The sequence below is a fragment of the Streptomyces sp. Q2 genome (assembly GCF_056820935.1).
Genome location: NZ_JBXEJE010000050.1, coordinates 53287 through 68364 on the forward strand (window position 1 = coordinate 53287; position 15078 = coordinate 68364).

Annotated in this window: 11 protein-coding genes; 5 read left to right on the forward strand and 6 right to left on the reverse strand. The window is 72.3% G+C overall.

Annotation, left to right across the window (positions count from 1 at the left end):
- Nucleotides 1-207: 207 nt before the first annotated feature.
- Nucleotides 208-1695, forward strand: a complete 1488-nt coding sequence (locus ACWBNA_RS40075; RefSeq protein ID WP_482709486.1) for a gluconokinase — start codon at nucleotides 208-210, stop codon at nucleotides 1693-1695.
- On the opposite strand, the gene ACWBNA_RS40080 is transcribed toward ACWBNA_RS40075, so the two are convergent.
- The 6 genes from ACWBNA_RS40080 to ACWBNA_RS40105 all read right to left on the reverse strand — a co-directional run bounded on the left by ACWBNA_RS40080 (nucleotide 1643) and on the right by ACWBNA_RS40105 (nucleotide 9560).
- Entirely contained in the window at nucleotides 1643-3091 is a 1449-nt protein-coding gene (locus ACWBNA_RS40080) for an MDR family MFS transporter (protein WP_482709487.1), read from the reverse strand. The two genes, ACWBNA_RS40075 and ACWBNA_RS40080, sit on opposite strands and share 53 nt — an antisense overlap.
- On the reverse strand, nucleotides 3088-5175 hold the full coding sequence (locus ACWBNA_RS40085; RefSeq protein ID WP_482709488.1) for a multicopper oxidase family protein: 2088 nt from the start codon (nucleotides 5173-5175) through the stop codon (nucleotides 3088-3090). The genes ACWBNA_RS40080 and ACWBNA_RS40085 overlap by 4 nt, the downstream gene beginning before the upstream one ends.
- Nucleotides 5176-5677: 502 nt before the next feature.
- On the reverse strand, nucleotides 5678-6586 hold the full coding sequence (gnd, locus tag ACWBNA_RS40090; protein ID WP_482709489.1) for a phosphogluconate dehydrogenase (NAD(+)-dependent, decarboxylating): 909 nt from the start codon (nucleotides 6584-6586) through the stop codon (nucleotides 5678-5680).
- Between the two features lie 6 nt (nucleotides 6587-6592).
- The gene (locus ACWBNA_RS40095) at nucleotides 6593-7504 is read right to left on the reverse strand and encodes an NAD(P)-dependent oxidoreductase (protein ID WP_482709490.1); all 912 of its coding nucleotides are present in this window, start codon (nucleotides 7502-7504) and stop codon (nucleotides 6593-6595) included.
- Complete coding sequence (locus ACWBNA_RS40100) at nucleotides 7501-8568, reverse strand: NAD(P)-dependent oxidoreductase (RefSeq protein WP_482709491.1); 1068 nt, start codon at nucleotides 8566-8568, stop codon at nucleotides 7501-7503. Before ACWBNA_RS40100 ends, ACWBNA_RS40095 begins: the two co-directional genes overlap by 4 nt.
- A complete protein-coding gene (locus ACWBNA_RS40105) occupies nucleotides 8568-9560 on the reverse strand; it encodes a cyclase family protein (RefSeq protein WP_482709492.1) in 993 nt (330 codons plus the stop codon). Before ACWBNA_RS40105 ends, ACWBNA_RS40100 begins: the two co-directional genes overlap by 1 nt.
- Before the next feature lie 229 nt (nucleotides 9561-9789).
- On the opposite strand from ACWBNA_RS40105, the gene ACWBNA_RS40110 reads away from it, so the two are divergent.
- The 4 genes from ACWBNA_RS40110 to ACWBNA_RS40125 all read left to right on the forward strand — a co-directional run bounded on the left by ACWBNA_RS40110 (nucleotide 9790) and on the right by ACWBNA_RS40125 (nucleotide 14827).
- Nucleotides 9790-10545, forward strand: a complete 756-nt coding sequence (locus tag ACWBNA_RS40110; RefSeq protein ID WP_482709493.1) for an IclR family transcriptional regulator — start codon at nucleotides 9790-9792, stop codon at nucleotides 10543-10545.
- Between the two features lie 192 nt (nucleotides 10546-10737).
- Nucleotides 10738-12324, forward strand: a complete 1587-nt coding sequence (locus ACWBNA_RS40115) for a sugar ABC transporter ATP-binding protein (protein ID WP_482709494.1) — start codon at nucleotides 10738-10740, stop codon at nucleotides 12322-12324.
- A gap of 155 nt (nucleotides 12325-12479) precedes the next feature.
- Complete coding sequence (locus ACWBNA_RS40120) at nucleotides 12480-13577, forward strand: ABC transporter permease (RefSeq protein ID WP_482709495.1); 1098 nt, start codon at nucleotides 12480-12482, stop codon at nucleotides 13575-13577.
- Nucleotides 13578-13708: 131 nt separating this feature from the next.
- Nucleotides 13709-14827 carry a substrate-binding domain-containing protein gene (locus ACWBNA_RS40125; protein WP_384307400.1) on the forward strand — a complete coding sequence of 373 codons (1119 nt, stop codon included), beginning with the start codon at nucleotides 13709-13711 and terminating at the stop codon, nucleotides 14825-14827.
- Nucleotides 14828-15078: the final 251 nt, after the last annotated feature.

The window sequence follows — 15078 nt, forward strand, 5'->3', positions numbered from 1 at the left end:
CTCGGCATCCGCAGATGTACGTCGTGTTACCCCGCCCGCTGAGCGATGCGGCCGCCCTTCGGCGGCCCGGCCCCCGGACGGCGGGCTCTCAGGCAGCCGGCCCCGCGTCCTGCCCCCCTGCCCCTGGGCGCGGGGCCGGCATCCATCCGAACCCACGCGACAGCACGCCGAGTCGGGACAGCCACGGAAACGGAGACGGAGACAGTGATGAAGGACGAGGCCCAGGTGGTGCTCGCGATCGACCTGGGTACCACCGCGACCAAGGTGGTCGCGGTGGACGGCGCCCACCGCGTGGTCTCGACCGTCGAGCGTCCCGCGCCTCTGCGCACCGGACGGCACGGGGAGGCCGTCCACGACCCGGAGACGGTGCTGGCGGGAGCGGTCGAAGCGGTCAGGGAGAGCGCCGGTGTCTGCGCCGGGCGCGGTCTCACGGTCGTCGCCCTGTCCTTCAGCGCGGCCCTGCACACTCTGCTCGCCCTGGACTCCTCCGGCGAACCGCTGACCCCGGCGCTGAGCTGGGCGGACACGCGGGCCGCCGGCATCGCCCGAGGCCTGCGGGCGGCCGGGAGCGCCGACGCCCTGCACAGGGCGACCGGAACCCCCGTGCACTCCATGGCCCCGCTCACCAAACTCGCCTGGTTCACGGCACACAAGCCGGAACTCGTCCGGCGTACGGCCACCTGGTGCGGCCTGAAGGACTACGTCCTCTCGCGGTTCACCGGCAGCCTCGTCACCGACCTGTCCTGCGCCTCCGCCACCGGCCTGCTGGACATGCGCACCACCCGATGGCACGGACCGGCGCTCGACATCGCAGGGGTGAGCGCCGACCGGCTGCCCGAACTGGTGCCGCCGACCGCCGCGTTCACGCTGCTGCCCGAAGTCGCCGCCGCCCTGGGACTGCCCGCCGGGCTGCCCGTGGTGGCGGGCGCCGGGGACGGCCCCCTCGCCAATCTCGCCGTCGGAGCCACCGCGCCGGCCACGGCCGCGCTGTCGCTCGGCACCAGCGGTGCCCTCCGTGTCGTACGCGACCGGCCCGGCGTGGACGAACGCTGCCGGGTGTTCTGCTACCACCTCGCGGACGGGCTGTGGGTACTCGGCGGGGCGGTCAGCAACGCCGGGGTCGTCGCGCAGTGGGCGGCCGAGTCCTTCGGCGGCGTCGACGTGGGCGACCTTCTGAAGGAGGCGCGTGAGGTCGAGCCCGGCGCCGAGGGGCTGATCGCCCTGCCGCACCTGCTCGGGGAACGCGCACCCTGGTGGGACCCGGACGCGCGCGGCGCCCTGATCGGACTGCGCCGCGGCCACGGCAGGGCCCACATGACCCGGGCCATGATCGAAGGAGTGGGGCAGCAACTCGCTCTGGTACGTGACTCCTTGCTGGCCGCCGACGCCCCGATCACCTCGGTGCGGGCCACCGGGGGCGCCCTGCGCTCCACCTTGTGGGCGGAGATCGTCGCCGCCGCGCTCGACATGCCGCTGGAGATCACCGACGACACCGCGGGCTCCGGCTTCGGCGCCGCGCTGCTCGCCCGGCACGCGCTCGGCGCCCTGCCCTCGCTGACGGCTCCGTTGCTCCGCGCACGCGCCCACCGCACCGTGACCCCCGATCCGGTGGCGGCACGGCGGCTGGCGGAAACCCGTGGCCTCAGCGAACAGCTGTACCAGCTCCTGCGTGAGGTGCATGGGCCGCACCGGTGACCACCGCCCCGGCGTCCCGCCGTAGCCGTGCCGCCTCCGCGACCAGGGGAAGCACGGCGAGCAGCGCGAACGCCACCCGGTAGGGGGCCGTGGGGCCCGTCAGGCCGAGGAGTGGCGCGACCGGGCCCGCCGCGCGCAGTGCGAGGGCGCCGAAGGCGACTCCGAGGCCGGTGGCGAGCTGTTGCACCGTGCTGGACAGCGCGTTGGCGTCGCTGGTGCGGTCCGGGTCGATGTCGGCGAAGCCGATCGTCGTGTACGCGCTGAGCGAGACGGACCGGCACACACCGCTGACGAACAGCACGGACACCACCACGGCCGGCGGGGTGTGCGGGCCGAGCAGCCCGCACAGCACGAAGGTCACCGCCGTGGCGACCCCGTTCACCATCAGCACCGTACGGAAGCCGAAGCGGCGCAGCAGCGGGGTGGTGAAGGGCTTGACGGCGACGTTGCCCGCGAACACCGCGATGAGCACCACGCCGGCGGTCGCGGCACTCCAGCCGAAGCCCTCCTGGAACATCAGCGGCAGCAGGAACGGAACGGCGGTGATCGCCGCGCGGAACAGGGCGCCACCCGCGGTCGACACCCGGAAGGTGTCCACCTTCAGGGCGCCGAGGTCGAGCAACGGACGACGGCTGCACCGGAAGTGACGTACCGTCACCAGGCAGAGGACGGCTCCCGCGGTCAGCCAGGACGCGCCTGCTCCCCAGGCGGCGGGCGCATCGCCGAGCCGCTCCAGGCCCAGCACCAGCGCCGCCAGCCCTGCCCCGCCGGCCCCGAAGCCCACCCAGTCGAGCCGTGGTCGCTCCGGCTGCCGGAGATCGGGGACGAGCCGCAGGGCGAACGGCAGCGCCAGCACGCCCAACGGCACGTTCACCAGGAAGATCCAGTGCCAGGAGGCATACGTCGTGAACAGCCCGCCGAGCGCGGGTGCCAGGACCGGGGCCAGCAGACCGGGCCAGGTAAGCCAGGCGATCGCCCGCAGCAGATCGGACTTCCTTGTGGTGCGCAGCACCGCCAGCCTGCCGACGGGCACCATCATCGCCCCGCCGATGCCCTGCACGACGCGCGTCACGACCAGCTCGGGCAACCCGTCCGCCGCCGCGCAGAGCGCCGAGGCGAGGGTGAACACGGCGATCGCCCAGACGAAGACCCGGCGTGCGCCGTAGCGGTCGGCGGCCCATCCGCTCACCGGGATGAACACGGCCAGCGCGACGAAGTACGCCGTCATGGCGACGCCGATGTCGGCCGGCCGCACCCCGAAGGAGGCGGCCATGTCGGGGGCGGCCGTCGAGATGATCGTGCCGTCCAGGTACTCCATGAAGAAGGCCCCGGCGACCAGCAGCGCCAGTCCCCGGCCGCCCGCTTCCCCGGCCTTCCGGCCGCCCCCGTCGCTCACTGGTGTGTCTCCGTGGAGTGCTCACCCGACGACGGCATGCCGATGTCCTGGATCTGCCCGGGAACGACGACGAACTGGCGCATCATGCCCATGTCCTCGTGTTCGAGCATGTGGCAGTGGTAGACGAACCTGCCGGCGGAGTCCCCGAAGTAGCCGTCCACCGTGACCAGTTCACCCGCTGCGACCCGCACCGTGTCCTTCCAGCCCCGTTCGCCGGGCGGCACGGCCGTGGCGCCGGTCCGGCGCAGCGGGGCAGCGGTGCCGCAGCCGATGCCGCCGTCCGGCATCGGGAACGGCGTGAACCCGCTGACGTCGTACGACTCCCGGCTCACCACCCGGAAACTCGTGGCGTGGATGTGCATCGGATGCGGCCAGCCCGACGGCGCCACGTGCAGGAACCGCCACCGCTCCCAGCCGCGGGTACGGACGAAGAAGCGCACCGGGTCGTGGAAGTCCGCCGCCGCGCGGCGGTACGTGGTCAGGGTGCCGTCGTCCTCCTTGATCTGCACGATGCCGTCGGCCGGAAGCCCACCCGGCGGCGCCTCCGTCTTCACCATCTCCCAGCACAGGGCCTGACCGGGGCCCATCGGCGTCAGCACCACCAGGCGCTCGGTCGGCGACCGAGGGGCGGCCGGGGTGCCGGTTCCGTCGTCCCCGAGGGAGCCGTCGCTCAGCCGCCGCGGCAGGGTGAAGGGGTCGTGGACGGGACGCTCGTCCACCCGGAACTCCATCACCTGCGGCCACGGCCCGGGGTCGGGATTGGGGTTGGTGTTCGTCAGCCGCAGCCGGCGACCGCGGAACGACGAGAAGTCGATCAGCAGGTCGGCCCGCTCGGCGGAGCCCAGCGTCAGCCCGTCGGTGCCGTCCACCGGCACCGGTTCCGCCAGCAGTCCGTGATCTGTGCCGATCTGGTACACGCTGCCGGACGGCACGGCACGCCCGTTCTCGTCGGTGAGCGTCAGCCGGTACTGGCGGGTGTTGGCGGCGTTGACGACCCGGAAGCGGTACCAGCGCGGCTCGACCCGCAGATACGGCCAGATCACCCCGTTGACGGTGGTGAACGGGCCGGTGAACGCCCGCATCTGCACGAGGGGTTCACTGTGCACGACGATCGTCTTGTGCAGCAGCCGGCCGGTGAGGCGGCCCTCGTTGTCGGTCTCCAGATTGCGGTCCGCGAGCATCAGGGGAATCTCGTACGCCCCGCCGGGAAGGCCGAGGGCGTCCTCCTCCTCGTCACGGACCAGGTACATGCCGGACAGTCCCGCCATCACGTTCCACCGGGTGACGCCCATGGCGTGGTCGTGGTAGAAGAGCGCCGCCGCACGCTGCTCGTTGGGGTACTCCGACAGCTGCGAGGTGCCCGGCTGGACACCGTTCTCGGGCCAGCCGTCGTTGCCTCCGCCCGTGAGCGCGCCGTGCAGATGGACCACCGTCCACGGCCGCAGGGCGGCCACATCCTCGCGCCCGGCGACCCCGCCGCGCCCCGGCTGGTCCCAGAGCGCGGGCGTCGTCGTGGCGTTGGGCACCTCGACGACCGTCACCGGGAGATCGCCGGACAGTTCGTTGGCCCAGGTCACGCGGAGTTTCTCGCCCCGGCGGACCTCGAACGTGGGGCCGGTCACCTGGCCGTCGTAGGCCCAGACGGGGGTCGGCGGCAGCTGGGAGTGCAGGCGGGTCGTGGTCGCCCGCATCCGCACGGTGGCGTACGAGACGCCGTCGGCCCGGGTCTTCCCGACGGTCGCGGGGATGCGCAGGGGGTCACGGAACGGGGTGAGGCTGTTGTAGGTGGGTGCGGCCGGGCCAGGTCCGGTCGGTCCGCCCCGGGCAGGGCGGGGCTCGTCGTCGGTGCGTCGCGTCGTGTGTGCCGTGTCGGCGGGTGCGCCTGTTGTCCCGGCAGGCGGCGCTGCCCCGGACTCGGTCCCGGTCCTGGCGCCGGCCTCGGTCGCCGCGCTCGCCGGCGTCGGCACCGTCGCGCTCTCGGCGGTGGCGACGACGGCGCCTGCCGCCGCGGTGGCGAGAAAGCCCCGTCGGGTGAACGCCGAACGGGTCACGCCCGTCGGGTTGTTGCCGTCCTGGGTGTGCATGGTGTCCTTCGCTCATCGCCGCGACGTGCCCGCCTCTGGCGGCCCGCCGCTGCGGCTCCTGGTCGCCCGGTCCCGGGGCATCCACCTCGGGACCGGGCGATGTCGCTCCGGGCTGTCGGGCCCGGCGGGGTTCCCGGTCCGGCGATCCTGTGGCGCGGGACCGGGTCGTTCCCATGAAGTGCTGTACACCGGCCGGCCTGCGCGCGGTCCGTGCTCGGGCGCACGCCGTGCGGCGGCACGACGTGCCGAGCAACGCCCCCTGCGCCAGCGGGCTTCCGGGCCCCTACGGCGTGCCCGGGAGGGCAGAGCACCGACGGGGGCGGGGCTCACGCCCAGCTTGAGCGGGGCCGCGGTCCGCCTGTCGTGCGTGCGCCTGTCGTACGTACAACTGCCGTACGTACGACTGCCGTGCGTGCAACTGCTGCGCGAACAGCTGCCGTACAGCCGACCGCTTCCCGTTCCCGGACATGGTGCGGGTCCGCGGCGGGGCCCGGCCGGCCGGTCAGCCCTGCTTCGTCCCACCCGCGGCCACGCCGGCGCCGGCGCCGTGCACCGCGTGGCCGCCGAACTGCCGGCGCATCGCCGCGAGAGCCTTGAGCTGGTCGGCGTCCGGCTTGCGGGAGGCGAAGCGGGCGAACAGGGCGGCGGTCATGGCCGGGGCGGACACAGATAGACGCACCGCCTCCTCGACCGTCCAGCGGCCCTCGCCCGAGTCGTCGACCCGGCCGGAGAGGGTGGCGAGGCCCGGGTCCTCTTCCAGGGCGCGCACCAAGAGGTCGAGGAGCCAGGAGCGGACGACCGTGCCGTGCCGCCAGGAGGCGAGGACCTTGGGCACGTCGGGCACGTACTCGCTGGCCTCCATCAGTTCGTAGCCCTCGGCGAGCGCCTGCATCATGCCGTACTCGATGCCGTTGTGGACCATCTTGGTGTAATGACCGGCGCCGACCGGGCCCGCGTGGCACAGCCCGTCCTGCTCGGGGGCGAGCGACTCCAGCAGCGGCCAGACGCGCTCCACGTGCTCGTCCTCGCCGCCGCACATCACCGCGTAGCCGTTCTCCCGGCCCCAGACGCCGCCGCTGACGCCGCAGTCGACGTAGCCGATGCCGTGCCCGGCGAGCATCCGGGCGTGCTCGGTGTCGTCGCTGAAGCGGGAGTTGCCGCCCTCGACGATCACGTCACCGGGTGACAGCAGTTCCGCGAGCTGCCGCAGGGCGTCGCGGGTCGGGTCGCCCGAGGGAAGCATCAGCCACACCACGCGGGGGCCGGCGAGCTTCGCGACCAGTTCCTCCAGGGAGTCGGCGTCGCGGTCGGGGGAGGTACGGCTGTAGCCGAGCACCTCGTGGCCGCGGTCCCGCCAGCGGGCGGCCATGTTGCCGCCCATGCGTCCCAGGCCGACGATTCCTACCTGCATGTGTCTTCAGTCCTTCGTGAAGTGAGGGGAGTTGAACGAGCCGTCGCGCAGCAGACCGAGGACGACGCTGTTGTCCAGGTCGCCGAGGCCCTGGGCCTCGATGGCCGCGTACAGTGCGGCGACGGTCTCGGAGACCGGCAGCGTGACGCCTTCGGCGGCGGCGCTGTCCAGGACGAACCCGAGGTCCTTGTGGAGATAGCGGGCCGGGCCCGAGGGGGTGAAGTCGCCCTCGGCCAGGTGATGCCGTTTCTGTGCCAGCACTTCGGAGGAGGCGAGTCCGCCGGACAGTACGTCCAGCAGTGCGGCCGGTTCGAGGCCGCCGCGCTCGCCGAGCAGGACGGCCTCGGAGAGGGCGACCAGGGTTCCGGCGACGACGAGCTGGTTGCAGGCCTTGGCGAGGGAGCCGGCGCCGGTGTCCCCCAGGCGCCGTACGGTCGAACCCATCGCCTCCAGATACGGGCGGAGCCGTGCGACCGCCTCCGCCGGGCCCCCGGCCATGATCGACAGGGTGGCGTCGCGGGCGCCGGGCACCCCGCCGCTGACGGGGGCGTCGACGACCGTGACGCCGTGCGGGCGCAGTTCCTCGGCCAGGGCGCGCACCGCGACGGGGGAGACGGTGCCCATGACGACCAGGGTCTCCATGACGGGCCGTCCGGAGCGCAGTCCGTCCGGGCCGTCCAGCAGGTCGATCACCTGCGGGAGGTCGGGGAGCATGGTGAGGACGACCGGTGCGGCGGCTGCCACCTGCCCAGGGGTGCCGGCGGTTCGGCAGCCGGCGGTCGCGGCGGCCTCCAGCGGGCCCTGGCTGCGGTTCCAGGCGAGGACGTCGAAACCGGACCGGGCGAGGTTCGCCGCCATGGGAAGTCCCATCGCGCCGAGGCCCAGGAAGCCGACCGTGCCGACGTCGGCGACGCTCACGCGCCGGCTCCCGCCGGAGCATCCTGACGGGCCGTCAACTCGGCGAGGCGGCCGACCAGTCGAGGACTGTCGACGACATCCCGGTTGACGACGAAGGGCGGTACGCGTCCCGCCGCCACCTCCAGCACCGCCCGGACCGCGCTGCCGCCGTTCCCGGCGGACATCTCGTCGGTCCACGCCAGGGCGTGCGGGCTGAGCACGACGTTGTCCATGCCCAGCAACGGGTTGTCCAGGGCCGGCGGCTCGCTCTCGAACACGTCGAGTCCGGCGCCTCTGATACGACGTACCCGCAGCGCCTCGATCAGCGCGGCCTCGTCGACGATGGGACCGCGGGCCACGTTGAGGAGGACGGCGGTGGGCTTCATCAGGGCCAGCCGTCGCGCGTCGACGAGATGGCGGGTCTCCTCCGTCAGCGCGCACATCACGATCACGGCGTCGGCCTCCACCATCACGGTGTCGACGTCCGCGAGCCGTACGCCGAGCTGGGCGGCGGTCTCCGGCGGGCAGTACGGGTCGTACGCGACGAGGTCGACCTCGAACGGCCGCAGCAGACCGACCAGGTCGCGGGCCGTGTTGCCGAGGCCGATCAGCCCGATCCGGCGGCCGGTGAGCCCGAGGCCCATCCACTCTTCCTTCTCGTCCCAGCGGCCCTCCCGTACCAGCCGGTCCTTGGCGGTCACGTTGTGCAGCACGGCGAGCAGCAGGGTGAGGGCGGCCGTGGAGACCGGGCGCCGGGCGCCGTCGGGGGTGATGGTCACCAGGGCGCCGTTGCGGGTGCACGCGTCGAGGTCGACGGCGTCGTAGCCGACGCCGAAGCGGGCGAAGAGGAGCGGGGGGCGGACGGCGCCCTCGAAGGTGCGCGCGGTGACGGCGGGTCCGGCGAACAGGACGGCGTCCAGGCCGTCGACGTCGCTCCCGAGAAGTTCCTGGGTGTCGCGCGGCAGGTAGTGCCAGTCGACCCCGGCGGCGTCGAGTTCGCCGAGCCGGATGTCGCCCCACACGTTGCGGCCGTCGGCGTCCAGGAAGTCCCGGCTGACGCCGACTCTGAATCCCAGGCCGCTCATCACAGCACCGCGATCGGGTTGACGGGCGAGCCCGTGCCGCCGGGGACGTTCAGCGGGGCCACGACGAACAGGAACTCGTAGCGGCCGGCCTGCGCGCAGGCGGCGGACAGTGCTTCGAGGTCGAGGTTGTCCAGCAGCGGCACGCCCATGGCGGTGATCGCGAGGGCGTGCACGGGGGAGTGCAGTCCTTCGACGGGCGAGGGCCGCACGTCGCTGTCGCCGTCGCCGCCGAGCAGGGCGATCCCGCGCTCGGCGAACAGCGGCATGGCGTCGACGTGGAAGCCGGCGCTCGCGTTGTCCGGGTTCCAGGCGCCGAGTTCGGCCCGGCGCCGGAAGTGGCCGGAGCGCAGCAGGACCGCGTCACCTTCGCCGATGGTGATGCCGAGGGTCTTCTCGGCGGCGGTGACGTCTTCGGCGTGCACGGCCCGGCCGGGCTCCAGCCAGTCGGTGCCGAGGACGGCGGGCATGTCGATCAGTACGCCCTTGGTGACCAGCGGACCGAGTGCGGAGACCGCCCCGAACCGGGCGCCGCCCGAGTCGACGACCTCGCGTGCCGTGCGGCCGTCGTAGAGCTGTCCGCGGTAGGCGATGTGGGAGAGCGCGTCGAGGTGGCTGACGCCCTTGCCGTGGTAGTCGACGGCGATGAAGTCCTTGTGGCAGGACGGTTCCGGGGCCTCGACGTCACCGAGGTCGGACATGTAGTGGAGGGCGGGCTTGCCGTTGTCCGGGCCGGGCGCCGTGTTCCACGGCAGGGCCGTGGGGACGGTGGTGCCGGTGCGGACCAGGGCGGCGGCGCGGCGTGCGTGCTCGGGGGTGACCCGGTTCCAGGCGCCCCGGTCGGCGTCGGCCGGGGCCCAGCGGCCCCAGGTGCTCAGCTCGTCGAAGAGGGTGTCGAACTCGGCACGGGACAAGGCGGGTCCGTTGTCCGGTTCGCCGCCGGAGGCGTTGTCGCCGGGGGAGGGGGGAGATGGATCGTGCGGGCTGCTGCTCATCTGCTGCTCAGCGCTCCAAGGCTCGCAGGGTGTCGTCGGCCGGCCCGGAGGGCGCGCTACGGTCGAGTGGTCCGGAAGGGATGCGGAGAATCTCGACGGCAAAGCGTGCGCCGACGGCATTGTCGTTCGGGGGCACACGAGAGACAATAACCAATATGCTGAACGACGAACAGAATGATGGGTGGAGTTGCTGGTGAGCGCAAGTGACCCGGGTAGTCTCGTTCCCGCAGTGACGCGGGCCGTGGCCATCCTCGACGCACTCGGCGAGGCAGAGGGGCGCCCGCTGTCGGTGAGTGAGATCGCTCGCGCCCTGGGCCTGCCGAAGTCCTCGACGGGCAATCTGTGCGCCTCCCTGGAGGCGGCCGGCATGATCGCGCGCAACGGCTCGGGCTTCAGCCTGGGACGCAAGCTCGTCGAGCTGGGTGGCCGCTACCTGGCCACCGTCGACCAGCTGCGCGACTTCTACGAGCTGTGCCGGCGCAGTACCCACATCTCGCGGGAGACCGCGCGGGTGGCCGTACTCGACGGCCTGGACGTCCTCTACCTGGGGCGATACGACGGCACGCAGCCGCTGCGGCTGACGGCCAACATCGGCGACCGCTTCCCGGCGAACTGCACGGCCACCGGCAAGGCCATCCTGTCCACACTGGATCCGGCGGTGGCCGAGGACCGGCTGCGCGGCCGTACCCTGCCCGCCCTCAGTGAGCGGTCCATCACCTCCGTGCCCGCGCTGATGGCGGACCTGGCCGAGGCCCGGGAGCGCGGCTACGCGATCGACGACGAGGAGGCCACGGCGGGCATCCTCTGTCTCGCCGTACCGGTCAACGGCTTCCGTACGGACTCGGCGCCCTTCGCGATCAGCGTCACCGTGCTCAAGGCCCGGCTCGACGACGAGTTCCGCGAGGCCCTGCTCAAGGACCTGCGGGCCATCGCGACGGGCCTGGAGAACCCCATGCTTCCGCAGGGGGCGCCGCCTGCCGGCTGAGTTCCCGGGGGCCTGTGCGCGCCCCTCTTCGGTGTCACCCACGGCGGCCGTACGGAGATCTCTCCGTACGGCCGCCGTAACTTTGAGGCAATAAAAACCGGCAGAACCATTGACCAGCATGCTGGTAGCTGTACAGGATTCTGGTCGAGCCGACGGAATGGTCCTCGGCTGGCAGATCCTTCGGAGAAGTCCGTGTATGACGCTCCCGATGACACAGCTGACACAGAAGACACAGCTGACACAGCTGACACAGAAGACACAGCTTCACGCCGGCCCCTGGTGAGCATCCGGGGGTTGCGCAAGCGATTCGGCGGCACGCTCGCCCTCGCCGACGTCGACCTCGACCTTCACTCCGGCAGCATCCTCGCCCTATTGGGTCACAATGGTGCCGGTAAGTCCACACTGATCAAGGTCCTCGCCGGGGTGTACCGGGCGGACCAGGGCGAGGTCACCGTCGCGGGCCACCCGCTCGGCACCGATGCCGCCTCCGCCGAGATGTCCTTCATCCACCAGGACCTCGGCCTCGTCGAGTGGATGACGGTCGCCGAGAACATCGCCCTCGGCACCGGTTACCCGCGCCGCGCCGGCCTCGTCTCCTGGCGGCAGGTCCGCCGGCGCAGCACCGAGGCACTGGACATCGTCGCCGGTCACCTGGACCCGGACGCCAGGGTCGCCGACCTCACCCGCGCCGAGCGGTCCCTCGTCGCCATCGCCCGCGCCCTGTCCACCCGGGCCCGGCTCATCGTCCTCGACGAACCGACCGCGAGCCTGCCCGCCGCGGACTGCGCCCGCCTCTTCGACGTCCTGCACACCCTGCGCGACCGGGGGCACGGCATCGTCTACGTCAGCCACCGGCTCGACGAGGTCTACCAGGTCGCCGACAGCTTCGCGGTCCTGCGCGACGGTCACCTCATCAGCGAGGGCCGCCTCGCCGACCACGGCCCCGACCGCGTCGTGCGCGACATCGTCGGGCACGAGGCGGAGAGCCACCGCCCCGAGCCCGGCCCCAAGGCCCCCACCGACGAGGCCCCGACCGTGCTGCGTCTCACCGGCGTCACCACCGACGGCGCGGGCCCCATCGACCTGGAGGTGCGCGCCGGAGAGGTCCTCGGCATGGTCGGCCTCACCGGCGCCGGCCACATGGACCTCGGCCGTGCCCTCGCCGGCTCCCGGCCGATCCACGACGGTGAGGCCTTGCTCGACGGCAGGCCCTACCGGCCCGGCTCGCCCGCCGCGGCCGTCGACGCGGGCATCGGCTTCGTCACCAGCAACCGCCAGGAGGAGGGCTGCGCCCTAGAACTCACCGTCAGGGAGAACTTCCTGGCCAACCCGCGGGCCGACAGTCGCTCCCCGTGGCGCTGGATCAGCCCGCCACGTGAGCGCGCCGCGGCGCAGTCGCTGGTCGACAGGTTCGGCGTACGCCCGGCCAACCCCGAGGTACCCATCGCGACCCTCTCCGGCGGCAACCAGCAGAAGGTCATGATCGGCCGCTGGCTGCGCCTCAGCAGGCGCGTCGTGATCCTGGAGGAGCCGACCGCGGGAGTCGACGTCGGAGCCAAGGCGGAGATCTACCGCCTGCTCGACGACGCGCTCGCCCAGGGACTCGCGGTCCTCCTCATCTCCACCGACTTCGAGGAAGTCGCCGACGTCTGTCACCGCGCCCTGGTCTTCGTACGGGGCCACGTGACCGCCGAACTCAGCGGTGAGGCCCTCACCGTCACCGAACTCACCCACGCCGCGTCGGCCATGCCGGCGCTGACCGGAACGGCGGACAACTGATGGCCACCGAGACCGAATCCCCCCGTGGCCAGGCCGACCACGGCGACAGCGCACAGCGGGACGGTGCGGCCGGAGGCGGAGCCCGCAGGGAAACGCCCCACGCAGCGCACAAGCAGAAACCCGGCAGGACCGACAAGGGCACCGGCAGCGGCTCCATGGCCGCCCGGCTGCGCGGTGGCCAACTCATCGGCACCTACGGCCTGCTCGGCCTGACCCTCCTGCTGTTCGTGATCTTCGCGCTGGCCCTGCCGGACACCTTCCCGACGATGGACAACGCCTCGTCGATCCTGTCCAACCAGTCGATCCCCGCGATCCTCGCACTCGGCGCGATGATCCCCATCGTCACCGGCAAGTTCGACCTCTCCGTCGGCTACGGACTCGGCTTCGCCCACGTCCTGGCCATGCAGCTCATCGTGAACAGCGGCTGGCCCTGGCCGATCGCCTGCGTCGCCGTCATCCTCGGCGGCGGCATCGTCGGCGTACTCAACGGCCTGCTGGTGGAGTTCGCCAAGATCGACTCCTTCATCGCCACCCTCGGCACCGGCAGCCTCCTGTACGCCTGCACGGGCTGGATCACCGACGGCGCCCGGATCGTTCCCGGCCCGCACGGCCTGCCCCCGGCCTTCACCGACCTGTACGACTCCGAGTTCCTCGGTCTGCCGGTCCCCGCCTTCTACGTCCTCGCGCTCGCCGTGGTGCTCTGGCTGCTGCTGGAGCGCCTGCCGCTCGGCCGCTACCTGTACGTCATCGGCTCCAACGCCCGCGCCGCCGACCTCGTCGGCATCCCCACCCGCCGGTACGGCATCTACGCCTTCGCCGGTTCTGGACTCGTCGTCGGCTTCGCGGGCGTCCTGCTCGCCGCGCAGCAGCAGATCGGCAACCCGAGCGTCGGCATGGACTACCTCCTGCCCGCCTTCGTCGGCGCCCTGCTCGGCTCCACCGCCATCAAGCCGGGCCGCGCCAACGCCGCCGGAACCGTCGTCGCCGTCGCCATCCTCGCCATCGGCCTGGCCGGCATCCAGCAGCTCGGCGCGGAGTTCTGGGCGACCTCCCTCTTCAACGGCGGCACACTGCTCCTCGCCGTCGGCCTGGCCGGCTACTCGGCCCGCCGCCGACTGCGCGCCGGTGCCAGTGCCACGCGCCGCTCACTCACCACGCCGGCCGCGGAACCCACGACGGAACAACCGACGCCCGCTGTCACCGGTTCGTCCGCCACCGGTGCCTCCGACGGGGACGCGCCGCGCACTCCCTGACCACGACCGAACCCAGGACCGCACCTCCCCTTCCCTCTCTCCGCCTGCCCGTCACGCCGCCCGCTTGTCGCACGCCCTCAAGGAGCACCGCCGTGTCGTACCACCCCACCCGCAAGGCAACCCTCAGAGCCGTGGCCGCCCTGGCCGTGCTCACCGCTACGGTCGCGGGCTGCACCCGCGGTTCCGACAGCGCCGGCTCCACCACCGTGGGCGGGTCCTCGAAGGCCGGCTGCCCGGCCGTCCTGGCGAAGGCGAAGCAGGCGGTCGCGGGAGCCGAAGCCGTCGACGCCCCCTGGGGCGGACCGACCACCGGCCCCAAGGCCGTCGCCGGCAAGACGATCGTCTACGTCGCCCAGAGCATGACCAACCCCGGCGTCGCGGGCGCCGCCCAAGGCGTCAAGGAGGCCGCCAAGGCCATCGGCTGGACGGTGCGCATCATCGACGGCCAGGGCACCCCGGCCGGCATCCAGGCCGCCGTCAGCCAGGCCGTCGCCGTGAAGCCCGACGGCATCGTCCTGTCCGGCTTCGACCCCAAGTCGACCGCCCAGCAGGTAGCGCAGGCCAACGCCGCCGGCATCCCGCTCATCGGCTGGCACGCCGTCGGCACCCCCGGACCCAGCACGGACCCCAAGCTCTTCAGCAACATCACCACCAAGGTCGAGGACGTCGCGAAGATCAGCGCCGACTGGGTCATCAGCCAGTCCAACGGCCGGGCCGGAGTGGTGGTCTTCACCGACGCCTCCATCCCCTTCGCCAAGGGCAAGTCGGACCTGATCGAGAAGGAGCTCGCCACCTGCTCCGACACCAAGGTGCTGTCCACCTCCAACATCCCGATCGCCGACGCCAGCAGCCGCACCCCGCAGGAGGTCTCCGCGCTGCTGTCCCGCTTCGGCACCAAGTGGACGCACTCGGTGGCCATCAACGACCTGTACTTCGCCGACGCGGCACCCGCGCTGCGGGCGGGCGGCAAGCAGGGCAACGGTGCCCCCTTCAGCATCGGCGCCGGCGACGGCGACCCTTCGGCCTTCCAGCGCATCAACAGCAAGCAGTTCCAGGCGGCCACGGTGCCCGAACCGCTGTCCGAGCAGGGCTGGCAGATCGTCGACGAGTTCAACCGCTCCTTCGCCGGCAAGCCCGCCAGCGGCTATATCGCCCCGGTGCACATCACGACGGCGGCGAACAGCGGTGGCGGCTCCTCCTGGGACCCGAAGGGATACCGCGAGGCGTACCAGAAGCTCTGGGGCAAGTAGGCGACACCGCCGGCCCTGGCACGTCCCTCCCGCCCCTCCCCGCGGGAGGGGCCTTTACCCCCAGCCACGGTCCCCCTCTTCGTCCTTCCGTCCTCTTCTTCGTCCTTCGTCCTTCCGTCTTCACACAGTCACAGGAGCTCATGCGTGAATCCGCACTCGACCGCTGCCGCCTTCGAGTGGACCGAGTTGGACCAGCGGGCCGTCGACACCGCCCGTGTCCTGGCCGCCGATGCCGTACAGAAGGTCGGTAA

What these genes read in the sequence shown, in the direction of transcription:
- ACWBNA_RS40085 (WP_482709488.1), bottom strand. Translation starts at nt 5,175, where the DNA reads ATGCACACCCAGGACGGCAACAACCCGACGGGCGTGACCCGTTCGGCG.
- ACWBNA_RS40105 (WP_482709492.1), bottom strand. Translation starts at nt 9,560, where the DNA reads ATGAGCAGCAGCCCGCACGATCCATCTCCCCCCTCCCCCGGCGACAAC.
- ACWBNA_RS40100 (WP_482709491.1), bottom strand. Translation starts at nt 8,568, where the DNA reads ATGAGCGGCCTGGGATTCAGAGTCGGCGTCAGCCGGGACTTCCTGGAC.
- gnd (WP_482709489.1), bottom strand. Translation starts at nt 6,586, where the DNA reads ATGCAGGTAGGAATCGTCGGCCTGGGACGCATGGGCGGCAACATGGCC.
- ACWBNA_RS40120 (WP_482709495.1), top strand. Translation starts at nt 12,480, where the DNA reads ATGGCCGCCCGGCTGCGCGGTGGCCAACTCATCGGCACCTACGGCCTG.
- ACWBNA_RS40075 (WP_482709486.1), top strand. Translation starts at nt 208, where the DNA reads ATGAAGGACGAGGCCCAGGTGGTGCTCGCGATCGACCTGGGTACCACC.